Annotated in this window: 14 protein-coding genes; 5 read left to right on the forward strand and 9 right to left on the reverse strand. The window is 74.0% G+C overall.

From position 1 onward, the window contains the following. The first annotated feature begins 72 nt into the window (after nucleotides 1-72). On the forward strand, nucleotides 73-1,344 hold the full coding sequence (locus LX83_RS03280) for an MFS transporter (RefSeq protein WP_253766764.1): 1,272 nt from the start codon (nucleotides 73-75) through the stop codon (nucleotides 1,342-1,344). Here the strand turns inward: LX83_RS03280 and LX83_RS03285 are convergent. Further along, complete coding sequence (locus LX83_RS03285; RefSeq protein WP_253766766.1) at nucleotides 1,298-1,852, reverse strand: DUF1707 SHOCT-like domain-containing protein; 555 nt, start codon at nucleotides 1,850-1,852, stop codon at nucleotides 1,298-1,300. The two genes, LX83_RS03280 and LX83_RS03285, sit on opposite strands and share 47 nt — an antisense overlap. A 158-nt stretch (nucleotides 1,853-2,010) precedes the next feature. On the opposite strand from LX83_RS03285, the gene LX83_RS03290 reads away from it, so the two are divergent. Next, the gene (locus LX83_RS03290; protein ID WP_253766768.1) at nucleotides 2,011-3,294 is read left to right on the forward strand and encodes a cytochrome P450; all 1,284 of its coding nucleotides are present in this window, start codon (nucleotides 2,011-2,013) and stop codon (nucleotides 3,292-3,294) included. On the opposite strand, the gene LX83_RS03295 is transcribed toward LX83_RS03290, so the two are convergent. Both LX83_RS03295 and LX83_RS03300 read right to left on the reverse strand, forming a co-directional pair. Then, nucleotides 3,291-5,612, reverse strand: coding sequence for a multicopper oxidase family protein (locus LX83_RS03295; protein ID WP_253766770.1), 2,322 nt, complete (start codon nucleotides 5,610-5,612; stop codon nucleotides 3,291-3,293). The two genes, LX83_RS03290 and LX83_RS03295, sit on opposite strands and share 4 nt — an antisense overlap. Before the next feature lie 227 nt (nucleotides 5,613-5,839). Then, nucleotides 5,840-7,336, reverse strand: a complete 1,497-nt coding sequence (locus LX83_RS03300; RefSeq protein WP_253766772.1) for a peptide MFS transporter — start codon at nucleotides 7,334-7,336, stop codon at nucleotides 5,840-5,842. A 151-nt stretch (nucleotides 7,337-7,487) separates the two neighbouring features. On the opposite strand from LX83_RS03300, the gene LX83_RS03305 reads away from it, so the two are divergent. Next, entirely contained in the window at nucleotides 7,488-8,054 is a 567-nt protein-coding gene (locus LX83_RS03305) for a TIGR03086 family metal-binding protein (protein WP_308203900.1), read from the forward strand. Between the two features lie 8 nt (nucleotides 8,055-8,062). On the opposite strand, the gene LX83_RS03310 is transcribed toward LX83_RS03305, so the two are convergent. Next, on the reverse strand, nucleotides 8,063-9,301 hold the full coding sequence (locus LX83_RS03310) for an MFS transporter (RefSeq protein WP_253766774.1): 1,239 nt from the start codon (nucleotides 9,299-9,301) through the stop codon (nucleotides 8,063-8,065). Nucleotides 9,302-9,377: 76 nt separating this feature from the next. Here LX83_RS03310 and LX83_RS03315 point away from each other — a divergent pair, with 76 nt between their 5' ends. Continuing rightward, nucleotides 9,378-10,376 (forward strand): LysR family transcriptional regulator, encoded by a 999-nt coding sequence (locus LX83_RS03315; RefSeq protein WP_253766776.1) that lies wholly within the window; start codon nucleotides 9,378-9,380, stop codon nucleotides 10,374-10,376. Between the two features lie 72 nt (nucleotides 10,377-10,448). Here LX83_RS03315 and LX83_RS03320 read toward each other — a convergent pair whose 3' ends face one another. After that, nucleotides 10,449-11,687 (reverse strand): MFS transporter, encoded by a 1,239-nt coding sequence (locus LX83_RS03320; protein ID WP_253766778.1) that lies wholly within the window; start codon nucleotides 11,685-11,687, stop codon nucleotides 10,449-10,451. A 104-nt stretch (nucleotides 11,688-11,791) separates the two neighbouring features. Here LX83_RS03320 and LX83_RS03325 point away from each other — a divergent pair, with 104 nt between their 5' ends. Next, on the forward strand, nucleotides 11,792-12,370 hold the full coding sequence (locus tag LX83_RS03325; protein ID WP_253766780.1) for a TetR/AcrR family transcriptional regulator: 579 nt from the start codon (nucleotides 11,792-11,794) through the stop codon (nucleotides 12,368-12,370). Nucleotides 12,371-12,394: 24 nt separating this feature from the next. Here LX83_RS03325 and LX83_RS03330 read toward each other — a convergent pair whose 3' ends face one another. The 4 genes from LX83_RS03330 to LX83_RS03345 form a co-directional block, all read right to left on the reverse strand. Then, nucleotides 12,395-13,102, reverse strand: coding sequence for an SDR family oxidoreductase (locus LX83_RS03330; RefSeq protein ID WP_253766782.1), 708 nt, complete (start codon nucleotides 13,100-13,102; stop codon nucleotides 12,395-12,397). A gap of 86 nt (nucleotides 13,103-13,188) precedes the next feature. Next, nucleotides 13,189-14,034, reverse strand: a complete 846-nt coding sequence (locus tag LX83_RS03335; RefSeq protein ID WP_253766784.1) for a sugar phosphate isomerase/epimerase family protein — start codon at nucleotides 14,032-14,034, stop codon at nucleotides 13,189-13,191. Next, nucleotides 14,031-15,203 (reverse strand): dihydrodipicolinate synthase family protein, encoded by a 1,173-nt coding sequence (locus LX83_RS03340; protein ID WP_407649463.1) that lies wholly within the window; start codon nucleotides 15,201-15,203, stop codon nucleotides 14,031-14,033. The genes LX83_RS03335 and LX83_RS03340 overlap by 4 nt, the downstream gene beginning before the upstream one ends. Beyond that, nucleotides 15,200-16,363 carry a Gfo/Idh/MocA family protein gene (locus tag LX83_RS03345; RefSeq protein WP_253766786.1) on the reverse strand — a complete coding sequence of 388 codons (1,164 nt, stop codon included), beginning with the start codon at nucleotides 16,361-16,363 and terminating at the stop codon, nucleotides 15,200-15,202. Before LX83_RS03345 ends, LX83_RS03340 begins: the two co-directional genes overlap by 4 nt. Nucleotides 16,364-16,466 lie beyond the last annotated feature (103 nt).

The following is a 16,466-nucleotide window of genomic DNA, read 5'->3' on the forward strand; positions in this document are numbered from 1 at the left end:
ATTCGCTCGCCACCCGCGCGGGGACGGACGATCATGCGTGGGGCCGGTGTGTGGCGGGAAGGTGGGCGGACCATGGGTGTGATCACGGCGCCGGCGCTGCTGCGCTCCCCCGGGGTTGTCAGGTACCTGGCCGCCGCCGGCCTGGCCCGGTTGGCCGACGAGATGGTCGGGGTGGCCGTGGTGCTGCTGGTCATCGACCGCACCGGCAGCACGGTCGCGGCCGGGCTCACCGTGATGTCCTACACGCTGCCGTCGATGCTGTCCGGCCCGGTGCTGGGCGCCTGGCTGGACCGCGCCCGCCACCCCCGGCTGGCGCTGGCCGGCAACCAGGTGCTGCTGGCCGCCGCCATGCTGGGCCTGGTGCTGGCGGCCGGGCGCGCCGGCGTGCCGGTGCTGTGCGGGCTGGCCCTGCTGACCGGCATCACGCTGCCGTTGACCAGCGGCGGCTTCTCCAGTCTGCTGCCCGCGCTGGTGCCGCGCCCGCTGATGGCCAGGGCGCAGGCCGCTGACGCGGTCACGTTCAACACCGCCGCGCTGCTCGGCCCGGCCGTGGCCGGTGGTGTGGCCGCGGCGGCCGGACCGGGCACCGCCGTGGCCGTGATCAGCGTGGCCGCGGCGCTGGGCGCGCTGGCCACGGTGACGCTCCGGCTGCCCCGTCCGGCACCGCCCGACGGGCCGGTCCCACCCCTGTTCACCGCGGTCCGCGCCGGCCTGGCGCACCTGGTGCGGGTGCCTCCGCTGCGCGGCGCCACCCTGGCCACCATGCTGAGCCTGGGCTCGGTCGGCCTGCTGAGCGTGGCCCTGCCGCTGCGGGTGGAGCAGTTGGGCGCGGACCGGGCCAGCGCCGGTTTCCTGTGGGCCGCCATCGAGGTGGGCTGCCTGGTCAGCACGCTCAGCCTGGCCCGGCACCTGGATCGGTGGCGGCCGGAGCGGGTGGTGTTCGCGGGCGTGGCCCTGCATGGCCTGGCGCTGTTCACCTGGCCGGTCGGCACCGGGCTGCCGGCCCTGGTGCTGCTGGCGGTGCTGGCCGGACTGGCCCAGGGCCCCACCCTGCCCTCGGTCATCGCGGCCAGACAGCGCTACACGCCGGCGGCCCTGCTGGCCCAGGTGTCCACCACCGGGGCCAGCCTGAAGCTGGGCACGTTCGCGCTGGGCGCGGCCCTGGGCGGCGCGCTGGCCCCGGTGATCGGTCCGACCGCGGTGATCGCCCTGGTGGCCGCCACCCAACTGGCCGCGGCGCTGCTGGGCTGGGTCTGGTCGGTCTGGCCGGCGTCGGTCGGCCCGGGCGCCGACCCGCTCAGTGGCTCCAGTGCCAGTAGCTGGAGCCCTCCCGGAACACCGTGACCTTGCCCAGGGTGCTGCGCCCGGTCAGCCGGACCACCACGCCGTTCGGTTCCTCGGGCGGGCCGGGCACCACCCGCTTGCCCAGCACGGCGCTGCCCTCGTCGACCACCACGGCGTCCTCGTCGACCAGGATGACGATCTTGCCGCAGAACGAGTTCGCCACCACCCGGTGCTCGCCGGGCGGCAGGCTGGACAGGTCGAGCACGACCGCGCCGAAGGTCGCGCCGGCTTCGATCGGCCGGGGCCGGTCCGGGGTGCTGTGGATCTTGCTGGCCAGCGCGCGCACCCGCTGCGGCGGCACGGCCGGCTGCACACCGCCGAGGTCGGCGAGGTGGACGGCGAGTTCTGCCCTGGTCAGGGCCTGGTAGGTCGACCGCACGCGCTCGCCGTGCTCGGTCCAGCTGATCCGGCCGTCGGCGACCGCCTGGTTGAGCAGTGCCACGGCCTGCTCCCGGTCCTGGTCGGACAGTCGGATGTCGACATCGCCTGAGCGGACGGGATCCGCCATGACACACTCTCCTCAGATACTGATTTTCTTAGTTTGCGTAATTCTTATCAGAACCTACTGGCGCGTCAAGTGCCGCCGATCGGCCGCTTGTTCCGGTGCCCGGGCCGGGCCACCGTGACGGGGGACGGGAGCACCGTGTCGAACCCGCGAGGTGGCACATGTCCCTGGCCCACGACCTGCGCACGGACCTGGCCCTGCTGCTCACCAGGGCCACCGTGTGGACCCACGCCAGACTGGGCGACGCCGGCGCCAGGGTGCTGTCGCTGCACCCGGACGAGGACCCCTACCCGGACTACGAACGGATCCGGGCGCTGGGCCCGGTGGTCACCAGCCGGTTGGGCCTGCGCCTGACCGCCGCGCACCGGCTGTGCGTCGAGGTCCTGCGCGACCACACCCGGTTCGGCACCATGCCGGTCAGCGACCTGTACCCGACGGACCTGGGGCTGCGCCACGACGGGGCGCACGCGTTCGTCCACCCGATCGAGGACTCGTTCCTGGCGCTGAACCCGCCCGAGCACGGCCGGCTGCGCCGGCTGGTCGCGCCGCTGTTCGGCCCGCGCGCCCTGCGCGGCCACCTCCCGATGATCGAGTCGGTGGTCGCCGGGCACCTGGACCGGGTGGCGGAGTCACCCCGGTTCGACCTGATCGGCGAGTTCGCCGCGCGGGTGCCGATCGGGGTGATCGCCGCGCTGCTGGGCGTGCCCGAGTCCGAGCGCGAGGACTTCCTGCGCTGGGGCGGTGTGGTCGCCGCCGCGCTGGACGGGGTGCGCTCCCCCGCGCAGCTGCGCCGGATGCGCGCGGTGCTGACGCAGCTGGCGGAGTTCTGCGCCGAGTTGGTGGCCCACCGCGGCCGCCACCCCGGCGATGACGTGGTGAGCCTGCTGGTGGCGGCCACACCGGATCGTCCGGCCCTGGCCAGGAAGGACCTGTTCGCCACCGTGCAACTGCTGCTGCTGGCCGGCTTCGAGACCACGGTGAACCTGATCGGCAACGCGGTCCGGCTGCTGCTCGCCGACGAGCGGGCGCGGCGGGACTTCGTGTCCGATCCGGACAGTGCCGAGGACCTGGCCGAGGAGGTGCTGCGCTACCAGCCGCCGATCCACTACACCATCCGGGTCACCCGGGAACCGGTCGAACTGGGCGGTGTGCCGCTGCCGGCGGCCACGCCGCTGGTGGTTCTGCTCGCCGCGGCCAACCGGGACCCCGAGGTGTTCGCCGAGCCGAACCGGTTCCAGCCCGACCGGGCCAACGCCCGCGAGCACCTGGCGTTCTCCTCGGGCGCGCACTACTGCCTCGGCGCGGGGCTGGCCCGGCTGGAGGGCGCGCTCGCGCTGCGCGCCCTGTTCCAGCGGCTGCCCGGGCTGCGGGCGGCCGGCCCGGTGCGCAACCGGCCGTCCCGCAACGTCCGAGGGCCGCTGGTCATGCCTGTGGCACCGCGCTAGCGCCGCACGGCCCGCGCACCCTGCGCACCCTGCTCACCCACCGTGTCACCGGTGTCATCGGCGCCATCCGCGTCCGCCACGCCGGGCACGTCGGCCACGTCGTCGACCCACTCCCCGACGTCGGTGGTGTCGCCGATGTCGCTGATGTCGCCGATGTCGTCGGCGTGGTCGCCGTCGTCGATGTCGATGTCGCCGATGTCCTCGATGTCACCGCTGACGTCGCCGTAGTCGCCGTCGTCGGCGGGCCCGCCGTCCTCGGGGGGCTCGGTCTCGTCGGGGTCCTCGGGGTAGTCGGGATCCGCCGGGTAGTCGGGGTCCTCGGGGTGGTCCGGGTCCTCCGGGTACTCCGGCTCCTCGTCCTGGCCGACCACCTGGTAGGGCCGCATCATCTCGTTGTCCTCGTGTTCGAGCAGGTGGCAGTGCCAGGTGAACAGGCCGGGCCGGTCGAAGGTGGCCTTGATCCTGGTGATCTCCTGGGTGTAGGCGATCACGGTGTCCTTGGGGCCGGTCTCCCAGACCTCCGGCGGACGGGTGTGGTCGCCCTCGTCGAAGAACGGCTTGCGGCCCAGCACCTCGAAACTCACCTGGTGCAGGTGGATCGGGTGGGCGTGGTCGGTGTAGTTGTGCAGCTCCCAGATCTCGGTGTCGCCCACCCGGGGGTTCTCGCTGACCGGGTGGTGCCAGTGCATCGGCACCGGCTCGCCGGCCTGGCCCACACCGCCCAGCACCGGCACCTTGGAGCCGTCCGGCAGCCTGGTCTCGCTCAGCGACAGCCGGCGCACCACGGTCGCCTCGCCGGGGCGCGGCGGGGTGGGCAGGTGGCCCAGCTTGTCCGGGGGCACGCTGGTGTCCTCGCTGACCAGGTCCACCACGTGGAAGCGCAGCACCTGGCCGCTCACGTTGGGGTCGGCGGGCGGGAAGTCCTTGCCCGGCAGGCCACCGCGGAACACCGTGTCCGGGCCCTCGTTGATCAGGTACAGGTTGGTTCCCGGGGCCAGCCCGGTGAAGTCCACGACCACATCGGCCCGTTCGGCCGGTCCCAGCAGCAGTTGGCGCAGCTTCACCGGCGTCGGCAGGAAACCGCCGTCACCGCCGATCTGCCACAGCGGCAGCGCGGGGTTGGCCGGACGCGTGGCCAGCGGGTTGTCCGCCAGCTTCAGGATCAGGGTTCGGCTGTTGCACCCGTTGAGCAGGCGGAACCGGTACCGGCGCGGCTCCACGTCCAGGTTGGGCCAGGTGTTGCCGTTCACCACCATGACCCGGCCGAAGTAGTGCGGAATCCACAGCGAGGTGCTGATCACCTCGCGGGTGCCGGTTCCGGACGTGGCTGGCTCCACAGTGGAGTGTTCGCCCTCGGTGTGCGGGCTCGGTCCGGTCGGGTACCGCAGCGAACCGTCCACGTTGAACGTCCGGTCCTGGATGAGCAGCGGGATCTCGTAGGACCGGCCCTGCCCGCCCTCGCCGGGCGCCGATCCGGGCAGCGCGTCGGCGAGGTCGTGGGCGCCACCGCGCAGCAGGTAGAACCCGGCCAGGCCGGCGTAGATGTTCACCCGCGTCATGCCCAGCGCGTGGTCGTGGTACCACAGGGTGCTCGCCGGCTGGTCGTTGTCGTAGAAGAACGACGCCGTGCCCGGTGTCCAGCGCACCCCGAACTCGTCGGCGTACTGCTCGGCGAACTCCTCGTAGTAGGACCCGACCCGGGCGTAGCCGTCCGGGATGTCGTGCGCGTCCGGCAGGTACCACGCCTCGGCGTGGCCGTCCGACTCCTCGCCGGCGCGCGCGCCGTGCAGGTGCGTGACCAGGGGCACCGGGCCGGTGTAGGGGCCGGGCTTGGTGGTGAACTGCGGCCGGCTGTCCCGGCCCTGCTCACCGCCGGGCGGGTTGGCCCAGTGCAGGGTCTGGTCCACCGGCAGCAGGTGGGGCAGGAAGTTCCCGCGCCGGTCCACCAGTCCGTTGACCCAGGTCACCTGGATCGGCCGGTCCACCCGCGCCTCGATGGTGCGGCCCGGGTAGCTGAACGTGTTCGACTGTCCTTCCGCGCCGTAGCACCACACCGTGGTCCTGGGCAGGCCGCGGGGAAGGACCTGCTGCTGGAACTGTCTGGCGCCGATCGTGTAGTAGTCGATCTCACTGTCCGGATAACCCGGGTCGGTCGGCATGACGGCGGGAACCACCAGCGGGGTCACGTACTTGGTGATGCGGCTCGGGTCCAGTTCCTCCTGTGCCGCGCGCACGACGACGCCGGCCACCGAGTCCGGGGCCGGGGCCACCACCGGGGCACCGGTCCGACCGGTCTTCTTGGGTAGGGTCCACCACATCGGCTCGCCTTTCCTCAGCCGCCATGGGATCCACGGCGGGTGTTTCCCCTCGGGGTGCCGGGCTCGCTGCTGGTCGGGTGGCGGCCCGGCGTGTCTGGGCGGAGAAGACCAAATGGGGAAGCTGACCGGGGTTGCCCCGACGGTAGCCGCTGGCCACCGGGGCCACCACGCCACGTGCCCCTGACGGTTGTGCCCCTGACGGGTGACGGCGGCCGGGGCCGCCGCACTCAGGTCACCCCGTGCATGGAGCGGGTGATCAGCGGCGCGGACACCGCCAGCAGCACGCCAGCGCCGATCGCGAGCACGCCGAGCACGCTGAAGTAGGCCACCGCGGTCTGGTCGGTGTAGAACTTGACCACCTGCGCGCCGATGCCCAGCCCGGCCGCGTTGGACAGGAAGAACAGCCCCATGGTCTGCGCGGCGAAGGCCTTGGGCGCCAGCTTGGTGGTGACCGACAGCCCCACCGGCGAGAGCAGGAGTTCCCCGCAGGTCATCACCGCGAACACCGCGACCAGCCACAGTGGACTGACCGGGTCCTCGGGTCCGCCCGCCCGGCTGGCGGCCATGGCGACCACATAGGACAGACCGATGCCCACCAGACCACCGGCGAACTTGCGCGGCGTGCGGGGCTGGCGCTCGCCCAGCCGCAGCCACAGGGTGGCGAACAGCGGGGCCAGCACCAGGATGGCCACCGGGTTGACCGACTGGAACCACGACGCCGGGAACGCGAAGCCGAACAGCTCCAGCCGGACCCGGGTGTCGGCGTAGGCGGCGAGCACGGTGGCCTGCTGTTCGAACAGCATCCAGAACAGCACCGCCGCGGCGAACAGCGGGATGTAGGCGTGCAGCCGCTGGCGCTCCACCGCCGTGGTCTGGCGGCTGCGCGACATCACCACGAAGTAGATCACCGGCAGCACCACGGACAGCGCGCTGATCAGGTCCACCACCCGGGCCGCGGTCAGCCAGCCGAGCAGCCACAGGCCGAGCAGCAGCACCACCGCGGCGGCGACGACCAGGCCGGCCCGGCCCACCACCCGGCCCCGGTGCTCCGCCGGCAGCGGGTTGGGCGGCACAGTGGCCGCGCCGCCGAGGCGCCGCCGGCCGGCCACGTACTGCACCAGGCCCAGTGCCATGCCCACGGCGGCGGCGCCGAAACCGAGGTGCCAGTTCACCTCCTGGCCGAGGTAGCCGCACACCAGCGGGGCGAACAGCGCGCCGAGGTTGATGCCCATGTAGAAGATGGAGAATCCGGCGTCGCGGCGGGTGTCGTGCTCGTGGTAGAGGGTGCCGAGCACCGCGGAGACGTTCGGCTTGAGCAGTCCGGTGCCCAGCACGAGCAGGACCAGTCCGAGGTAGACACCGGCGAGCCCGATCGGCAGCGCGAGGCTGATGTGGCCGAACATGATCAGCACCCCGCCGCAGAGCACCGCGCGCTGGCCGCCGAGCACCCGGTCGGCCAGCCAACCACCGGCCACGCCGGACATGTAGACGGCCGAGCCGTACACGGCCACCAGGGACAGCGCCTCCCCTTGCGGCACCCCCAGGCCGCCCTCGCCGGGCGGGTAGTAGAGGTAGTACGCGAGGATCGCCCGCATCCCGTAGTAGGAGAAGCGTTCCCACATCTCGGTGAAGAACAATGTGGACAGTCCCCTGGGCTGCGCCGGGACCGCCGACTCCGGCGTGGCCGGCCCGGTACCCGTGGCGTCGCCGTTCACCCCGTTCACCCACACCGCCTTTCCCGCGCCCCGGCGGCCCAGCGCCGGGCGGCGACCGGGTGCTCGGCCGCCGTGGTCAACCATCCGGTGTGGACCGGGCCGAACGCTGGACGACCTGCCAGTGGTGGTGGCGAGTCACCCGGTTCAGTGGTGGACTGGGGTGGTGGATCTTCTTGAGGCACACGGGCGGGCACTGGCCGAGTTCGACGCGCGGGTCCGCCAGGTCCGCCCCGACCAGTGGGAGCAGGCCACCCCGTGCACCGAGTGGAGCGTGCGCGACCTGGTGGGGCACCTGGTCTACGAGCAGCTGTGGGTGCCCGCGCTGCTGGCCGGGCAGACCACCGCCGAGGTGGGCGACCGCTACGAGGGCGACCAGTTGGGCGCGGACCCGGTGGACGCGTGGGACCGGGCCGCCGCGGCGGCGCGCGCGGCCTGGACCGAACCGGGGGTGCTGGAGCGGCGGGTGCACCTGAGCTACGGCCGGGTGCCGGCCGAGCAGTACGGCTGGGAGATGACCACTGACCTGACCGTGCACGCCTGGGACCTGGCCAGGGCGGTCGGTGCGGACGAGCGCCTGGACCCCGACCTGGCCGCGGCCGTGCTGAGCCGGACCGAGCCGCAGGTCGAGGCGTGGCGCTCGGCCGGCATCTTCGGCCCGCGCGTGCCGGTTCCCGCTGAGGCGCCCGCCCAGGACCGGCTGCTGGGGCTGCTGGGACGCCAGCCCTGAGGCGTGTTTTAGAAGCCTTCCGCCCGGGCGGTGGTGGCGGTGCGGGCCCGGGCCGGCGCGGGGCCGACCAGGCCCGCGAGCAGCGCGGCGACGGCGAGGCCCGCGGTGCTCCACAGCAGCGGCACGACACCAGCGCCCTCGACAGCCAGGCCACCCGCGAAGGCACCCAGCGCGATCGAGGCGGTGAACACACCGACGTAGAGACCGGTGATGTGCTCGACCCGGTCCGGGGCGGCCGCGGTCATCCACAGCTGCGCCGCGACGGACACCCCGCCGTAGGCCACCCCCCACAGCGCGATCGCCAGGCCCGCGGCCAACGCCCGCGCGCCGAACAGCGCCAGCACCGCGACCGCGACCGCGATCCCCGCCGCCAGGAGCAGGACCGTGACCCGGGGGCGGCGACCCGCGGCGGCACCGGCGATGAAGTTCCCGGCCAGCCCGAACGCGCCGTAGAGCAGCAACAGCAGCGCGATCGCGTTCGCCGACAGGCCGGCCTGGCTCTCCAGCACCGGGCGGACGTAGGTGTAGGCGGCGAAGTGCGCGGTGACCAGCAGCACCACCACGGTCAGGCCGGTGATGACCGCCGGGCGCGCCAGCGAGCGCCGCTGCCCGACCGCCGCGTCGCCGGTCGCGCCGGCCGGGCGGCGCAGCCTGGGCAGCGCGAGTAGCAACCCGGCGGCGAGGATCAGCGCGAGCGCGGTCAACGCACCGAAGGCGGCCCGCCAGCCGACGGCGTTGCCGACGAGGGTGCCCGCCGGCACGCCGAGCACCGAGGCCGAGGCGACCCCGCTGACGGCGAAGGAGACGGCCAGTGCGGTGTCGCGCGGGGCGACCAGCCGCGTCGCCACCGCCGAGGCCATGCCCCAGACCGCGCCCATCCCGACGCCGAGGACGATCCGGGCTACCACGAGCGTGCCGAACCCACCGGCGATCACCGTCAGGCCGTTGCCGACGGCGAGCACCCCCATCGCCACGGCGAGCACGACCCGGCGGTCCAGGTCGCCCAGCAGCCTGGGCACGATCAGGGCGGTCACCGCCGAGACCAGTCCGGTGACCGTCAGGCTGGCGCCCGCCGCGCCCGAGGAGATGCCCAGCCCGTCGGCCAGCGGCGTGAGCAGCCCGACCGGCAGCATCTCCGAGGTCACCACCAGGAACGTGCTCAGCGTGAGCACGCCGACGGCGACCCACTGCGACGGTGCGCTCCGGTCCGCACCAACGGCTTTCAACAACGGCACAGCAGAACCCATGCCCGTCAGTCCACCCTGTCCACCCGGGCGGAACAACGCCGATCGGCGCATCGATCGATCAGCTAGGCTCATCGATATGCCTGCTGGGTCCGCCACCGTGCACCAGGCCCACGTCCAACAGATCGAGTGCCTGCTCACCCTCGCCGAGGAACTGCACTTCGGTCGCACGGCCGAGCGCCTTGGCTGCTCGCAGTCCCGGGTCAGCCAGCTCGTCGCGACACTGGAGCGCCGGGTGGGGGCGCGGCTGGTCGAGCGCACCAGTCGCAGGGTGTCGCTGACCCGCGTCGGGGCCCAGTTCGTCAAGGACGTCAGGCCCGCCTACCGGGCGCTGGTGCGCACGTTCGCCCGCGCCCGCGAACGCGCCGTGCTCGGTGCCCTGGAAGAACTGCGCGTCGGGTTCACCGGCATGGTCTACGAGGAGATCACCGCCACCTTCCGCGCCCTGCGCGACCAGTGCGGCGTCACCGTGCTCACCCACGAACTCCCGCTCGGCTCGCCCTTCACCGCCGTGCTGGAGGGTGAGGTGGACGCGGCGATCGCGGAACTGCCCGTGCACGAGCCCGAGCTGACCGTCGGGTTCCGGTTCCCGCCCCAGGACCAGCTGGTCGTCCTCGGCGTCGACCACCCACTCGCCGACCGCGAGGCCCTCGACCTGGAGGACCTCGCGGAACTCGACCTGCTGCACCGCTCCGGCGACGCCCCGGGCTACTGGATGAGCGCCCGCACCCCGCCAGCCACCCCCGCGGGCGCGCCGATCCGCTCGACCACCGGGATCACCACCATCCAGCAGGGCATCGCCCTGGCCGCCTCCGGCCGAGGCGCCATGCTCGTCTGCCGCCCCCTCGCGGACCACCACACCCGCGGCGACCTGCGCTTCCTCCCCGTTCGCGGCCTGGAGAACACCAGCCAGCTCGGCCTCGTCTGGCGCACCGACCGCACCAGTCCGGCCCTCACCGCACTGGCCGGGCTGCTCGACCGAGCAAGGCCGGTGCAAAGCCGGCACCGCGCGGCGGACGGCGGTCCAGGCGGTGGCCCACCACCCCCAGCCCGGCCAGCGCGGGAGCGGTCGGCGTGAGCGGCTGGCCGGGGCCGCGGTCCACCTGGCGCGGCCACTGGCCCCGCACTGGCCCGCGCCAGGATCAGCGGCTCACTCGGGCACGGCAACGCACTCCGGCGAGCGGGCCGCCTCTCGGCGGGCCAGCACCTGCCTGGCCAGCGCGGCGCTGGCGGCCAGCACGACCACCACGAGGCCGTAGACCTCGACCGTGACCCGCAGGCCGGCCAGGTTGCTGGCCAGTCCGGCCGCCACCGCGGGCACGCTGAAGGCCAGGTAGGAGATCACGTAGGCGACGGCGAGGAGTTCACCGCGCTCGTGCGGCGCGGCGATCCGCGCGAACGTTCCGAAGCAGGCCAGCGCCGACATGCCGAACCCCACGCCGGCGACCACCGTGCCGGCCGCGGCCAGCACGGCCATCCCGCCCGCGGCGGCCACCAGGGTGATCAGGGTGCCGGCGGCGAGCAGCAGCGCGGCCGGCGCGAGCAGCCGCTCGGCCGGGCGGCGCCGGGCCAGGAACGAGGCCACCGCCCCGGTCGCGCACAGCAGGCTCACCACGATCCCGCCGACCAGGTGGCTGTGCAGGCCGAACAGCTCGGCCGCGACCGACGGGCCCAGGGACAGGTACAGCCCGCCCAGCGCCCAGGACGCCAACAGCACCGGCACCACGACCATGACCTGGGCGCGCAGCCGGGGCGGGATGCCGACCCTGGGGCGCAGCGAGGCGAGCGCGCCGGGGCGGCGGGCCGAGGACTCCCGCAGCGCGAGCACCACGACACCGGACAGCACCATGCCGGCGAGCAGCACCACGTAGACCAGGCGGGTGGGCGCCGGCGCGTACTCGACGAGCGCGCCGCAGCCCAGCGAGCCCAGCGCCAGGCCCACGGTCGGCGTGATCCCGTTGACCAGGCCGGCCAGCCCGGGCTTGTGCGGCGGGTTCAGGTCCACCAGGGTGGCGCCGAGGGCGGTGATGGCCGCGCCCGTGGCCACTCCCTGGAGGAACCGCGCCACGCCGAGCACCGTGACGTCGCCCGCCGTGAGGAAGAGCACGAGCGAGACCGACTCCAGCAGGATGGCCGCGCCGAGCACCGGGCGGCGGCCCACGTGGTCGGACAGCGCACCGACCACCAGCAGCGAGCCGAGCAGCCCGACCACGTAGATGGCGAAGACCACGGTCAGCACGGTCGCGGAGAAACCCCACTGCTGCTGGTAGACGACGTAGAGCGGGGACGGCGCGCTGGACGCGGCCATGAAGAGCACCGAGATCGCCGCGACCGCGGCGAACGCCCGGACCGATCGCGTTCGGCCAGGCACGACTGCTGCCAGGGACACTGGCCCTCCTTTTCGCAGTGATCTGTGCGTTAAGCGCCACGCTAGCACAAGCGCAGCGATCACTGCGTTAGCGCGTCGGGGTGGGCCGGTGCCACAATGGGCGCGTGTCGGTGAGCAACACGACGAGAACCGCGGGCGTCGGCCAGAGCCGCCCCGGCGGGCGGTCGGCACGCATCCGCGCCGCCGTGCACCGGGCGGTCCAGGAGCTGTTGGCCGAGTGCACGGTGGAGTCGTTGACCATCCCGATGGTGGCCGACCGCGCCGGGGTGCACGCGACCACGATCTACCGCCGGTGGCGCTCGATCGGCGAACTGCTCGCCTCCGTCGCCGGCCACCGGTTCAGCGGTGAGGTCGTCGTGCCGGACACCGGCAGCCTGCGCGGCGACCTCGAACAGTGGGCCGCCGACGTCGCCACCGACCTGGCCGACCCGGACGTGCTCGCGCTCATGCGCGCCGCCGTCGGCGCCAGCGGCCCCGAGCACGGCGCCAACGTGTGCGTGGCGGACCGGCGCGCCCAACTGGCCGCGATGATCGAGCGGGAACGCTCCCGAGGCGGTGACCCGCCCGAGGTCAGCCTGGTGGAGGACGCCCTGCTCGGCCCGCTGTACTACCGCGCGACCTTCACCGAGCGGCCCGGTGATCCGGAGTGGGCCCGCGACCTGGTCGCGCGCGTGCTGGGCTGAGCCGTCCGCGCCGGCCGCCGCCGCTCAGCGCCACGGGTCCTGGCCGACCGGGCGGATCAGGATCTCGTTGACGTCCACGGTGGACGGTTGGTCGAGCGCGTAGAGCACGGCCCTGGCCACGTCGGCCGGGTCCAGCTTGGGGTCGGCCGCCCGGTCCGCCGGGATGCCGCCGGTGTCCACCAGCCCCGGCTGGACCACGGTGACCCGCACCCCGGTGCCCACGCACTCGGCGCGCAGCGCCTGCGCCAGCCCGGTCACCGCCCACTTGGTGGCCGAGTACAGACTGCCCGGCCGCACCCCGCGCCCGGCGGCCGACCCGGTCAGCACCAGGTGTCCCCCGCCGCGCACCAGCGCGGGCAGCGCGGCCCTGGCGGTCAGCGCCGGGCCGAGCACGTTGGTGAGCACCATCTCCCGCCACCGCTCGGGCGACTCGCCGTGGCCGCCGACGAACGAGGTGCTCACGCTGTGCCCGGCGTTGCCGAACACCGCGTCCAGCCGTCCCCACGCGCGCTCGGCCCGGTCCACCGCGGCCCGGCACTGGTCCCAGTCGGTGACATCGCACGGCACGGCCAGGGCCCGCGCCGGCCCGCCCAGTTCCTCGACCAGGCCGGCCAGCGCCGCCCGGTCGCGCGCGGCCAGCGCCACCCGGTACCCGGCCCGCGCCGCCAGCCGCGCGGTGGCCGCCCCGATCCCCCGCGACGCCCCCGTGATCAGCAACACCCGTTCGCCCACCGCCCCAGGCTACGGGGGGTGGCCGTCACTCCCCGGGGTAGAGCCGGTCCAGGTCGATCAGCCGCACGTCCGGGTCCCGGGCGCGGTCAGGTGAGCGAGGGCAGCACCAGGGTGAGGTAGCGGCGCACCATCTCGGCCAGCACCTCGTCCGGGTCGGCAGCCCAGATCTCGGCGTTGAACACCTCCACCTCGACGTCGCCGGTGTAGCCGGCCGCGCTGACCAGCCGGCCCAGCCGGTCGAAGTCCACGTGCCCGTCGCCGGGCAGGCCCCGGCCCAGCAGCACGTCGGCGGGCAGCGGGGTGATCCAGTCGCACACCTGGTAGCTGGCGATCCGCTGGCCCGCCCTGGCCACCTGCCGGTCCAGGTCCGGGTCCCACCACACGTGCAGCGCGTCCACCACCACGCCGACCGCGTCCGCCGCCAGCGGCTCGGCCACGTCCAGCGCCTGGGCCAGGGTGGACAGCACGCCCCGGTCGGCGCAGAACACCGGGTGCATCGGCTCCAGCGCCAGGCGGACCCGGCGCTGCGCGGCGTAGTCGGCCAGCTCGGTGATCACCTCGGCCATCCGCCCGCGCGTGGCCACCAGGTCGCGGTCCCCGTCCGGCAGCCCGCCGACCACCAGCACCAGGCAGGCGGCGCCCAGTTCGGCGGCCTCGTCGATGGCCCGCCGGTTGTCGGCCAGCGCGGCGGCGCGGCCGGCGGGGTCCGCGGCGGTGAGGAACCCGCCCCGGCACAGCGAGGACACCCGCAGGCCGGCGTCGGCCACCAGCTTGCGGGTCCGCTCCAGGCCGGCCTCGGCGACCGGCTCCCGCCACAGGCCGATGGCCGGGATGCCGTGCCGCGCGCAGCCGTCCACGGCCTCGGCCACGCTGGCCCGTTTGACGGTGGCCTGGTTGAGGGACAGCCGGGCCAGCCGCGGATCGCCGCTCACTCGGCCACCCCCGCCAGGGCGAGCAGCCGGTTCCACCGCCACGCCGCCAGTTCCGGATCGGGCAGCAGCCCGGCCGCGTCGGCCAGCCGCAGCGTCTCGGCCAGGTGGGGCAGGCCGCGCGCGGACTGCATGCCGCCCACCATCACGAAGCCCCGCTGGTGGCCGGCCAGCCAGGCCAGGAACACCACCCCGGTCTTGTAGTGGAAGGTGGGCGCCCCGAACAGGTGCCTGGACAGCGGCACCGTGGGCGCCAGCAGCTCCTGGAACGTCCGGACCGACCCGCCGTCCAGCGCCCGCAGCGCGGCCGAGGCCACCGGCGCGATCGGGTCGAAGATGCCCAGCAGCGCGTCGCTGTGGCCGCGCTCGTCCCCGGCGATCAGCTCCGGGTAGTTGAAGTCGTCCCCGGTGTAGCAGCGCACCCCGGCCGGCAGGCCGCGACGCAGCCCCACCTCGTGGTCGGCGTCCAGCAGCGAGACCTTGACCCCGTCCACCGCACCGGCGTGTTCGCGGATCAGCGCGAGGAAGTGCGCGGTGGACTCGGCCACGTCGGCCCCGCCCCAGTAGCCGGCCAGCGCCGGGTCGAACGCGGTGCCCAGCCAGTGCAGGATCACCGGCCGGGGGGTCTCGGCCAGCAGCGCGGCGTACACGCGGTGGTAGTCCTCGGGGCCGCGGGCCAGCGCGGCCAGCTGCCGGCTGCACATCAGCACCGGCTGCGCGCCCGCCTCGACCACCTCGGCCAGCTGCTCGCGGTAGCTGTCCAGCACCTGGTCCAGGCTGGTCAGCACGGCCGGCGCGTGGTCGGTGCCCACCCCGGCGGCGATCCGGCCACCACAGGCGGCCGCCTCGGCGGCACTGCGCCTGACCAGCTCGGCCGCGGTGGGCCAGTCCAGCCCCATGCCGCGCTGGGCGGTGTCCATGGCCTCGGCCACGCCGAAGCCGTGGGACCACAGGTGGCGGCGGAACGCCAGGGTGGCCTCCCAGTCCAGCACGGCCGGCGCGCCCGGGGTGTTGTCGGCCAGCGGATCGGCGACCACGTGGGCGGCGGCGAAGGCGACCCGGCTGGCCGGCGGGCCGGGCGAGGGTGTCCACTCCCCCGGTCCGCCGAGCTGGTGCACGGTGATCGACCCGTCGGGCAGCGGCAGCCGCACGCGGGTGCCCAGGGCGGTCACCTGGCCAGCTCCGGCACGTCCAGCCGGCGGCCCTGCGCCGAGGAGAGCAGACCGAGCCGGGCCAGCTGCACGCCGCGCGCCCCGGCCATGAAGTCGTGCCGGAACGGCGCGCGCGCCGGGTCCTCGGCCACGACGTGGCGCAGGAACTCCGCCCACTGCACCTTGAAGCCGTTGTCGAACTCGGCGTTGTCCGGCACCCGCTGCCACTGCGCGCGGAAGTCCTCGGTGGCGGGCAGGTCCGGGTTCCACACCGGTTTGGGCGTCATCGACCGGTGCTGCACCACGCACTCGCGCAGCCCGGCCACGGCGCTGCCCTCGGTTCCGTCCACTTGGAACTCGACCAGCTCGTCGCGGTGCACCCGCACGCACCAGGAGGAGTTGACCTGGGCGATCACCCCGTCGGGCAGCTCGAAGATGGCGTAGGCCGCGTCGTCGGCGGTGGCCTGGTAGGCCTCGCCGTTCTCGTCCCAGCGGGTGGGGATGTGCGTGGTCGCCCTGGCGGTGACCGCGCTGACCCGGCCGAACAGCTCCTCCAGCAGGTAGCTCCAGTGGCAGAACATGTCCACCACGATCCCGCCGCCGTCGGCGGTCCGGTAGTTCCAGCTGGGCCGCTGCGCCGGCTGCCAGTCGCCCTCGAAGACCCAGTAGCCGAACTCCCCGCGCACGCTGAGCACCCGGCCGAAGAACCCGCCGTCGAGCAGCCGCTTCAGCTTCAGGATGCCCGGCAGGTAGAGCTTGTCGGCGACCACGCCGTTGCGCACCCCGGCCGCCGAGGCCAGTCGGGCGAGTTCCACCGCCTCCTCGGGCGTCTCCGAGATCGGCTTCTCCGTGTAGACGTGCTTGCCGGCGGCGATCGCCCGGCGCAGCGCGGCCACCCGGGCCGAGGTGACCTGGGTGTCGAAGTAGACCTCGATGGTGGGATCGGCCAGTGCGGCGTCCAGGTCGGTGGTCCACCGGGCCAGGTCGTGCCGCTGGGCGATCTCCTTGAGCTTGGCGGGGTTGCGCCCGACCAGCAGCGGCTCGGGCATGAGCACGGTCCCGTCGTCGAGTCGCAGCCCGCCCTGGTCCCGGATCGCCAGGATGGATCGGACGAGGTGCTGCCGGTAGCCCATCCGGCCGGTCACCCCGTTCAGCGCGATTCCGACTGTCCGCACCGCCATGACCACCTCCACTGGACAGCGCCGACCACCTCTGGAAAGCGCTTTCCGCTCACGTTACGGCCGGCTTCTCACTGCCGTCAACCCGGACCCTGGATACTCTGCG

The organism is Goodfellowiella coeruleoviolacea (assembly GCF_024171785.1).
In the GTDB taxonomy this organism is placed as follows: domain Bacteria; phylum Actinomycetota; class Actinomycetes; order Mycobacteriales; family Pseudonocardiaceae; genus Goodfellowiella; species Goodfellowiella coeruleoviolacea.

What these genes read in the sequence shown, in the direction of transcription:
- LX83_RS03315 (WP_253766776.1), top strand. Translation starts at nt 9,378, where the DNA reads ATGCCTGCTGGGTCCGCCACCGTGCACCAGGCCCACGTCCAACAGATC.
- LX83_RS03290 (WP_253766768.1), top strand. Translation starts at nt 2,011, where the DNA reads ATGTCCCTGGCCCACGACCTGCGCACGGACCTGGCCCTGCTGCTCACC.
- LX83_RS03285 (WP_253766766.1), bottom strand. Translation starts at nt 1,852, where the DNA reads ATGGCGGATCCCGTCCGCTCAGGCGATGTCGACATCCGACTGTCCGAC.
- LX83_RS03310 (WP_253766774.1), bottom strand. Translation starts at nt 9,301, where the DNA reads ATGGGTTCTGCTGTGCCGTTGTTGAAAGCCGTTGGTGCGGACCGGAGC.
- LX83_RS03295 (WP_253766770.1), bottom strand. Translation starts at nt 5,612, where the DNA reads ATGTGGTGGACCCTACCCAAGAAGACCGGTCGGACCGGTGCCCCGGTG.
- LX83_RS03345 (WP_253766786.1), bottom strand. Translation starts at nt 16,363, where the DNA reads ATGGCGGTGCGGACAGTCGGAATCGCGCTGAACGGGGTGACCGGCCGG.
- LX83_RS03280 (WP_253766764.1), top strand. Translation starts at nt 73, where the DNA reads ATGGGTGTGATCACGGCGCCGGCGCTGCTGCGCTCCCCCGGGGTTGTC.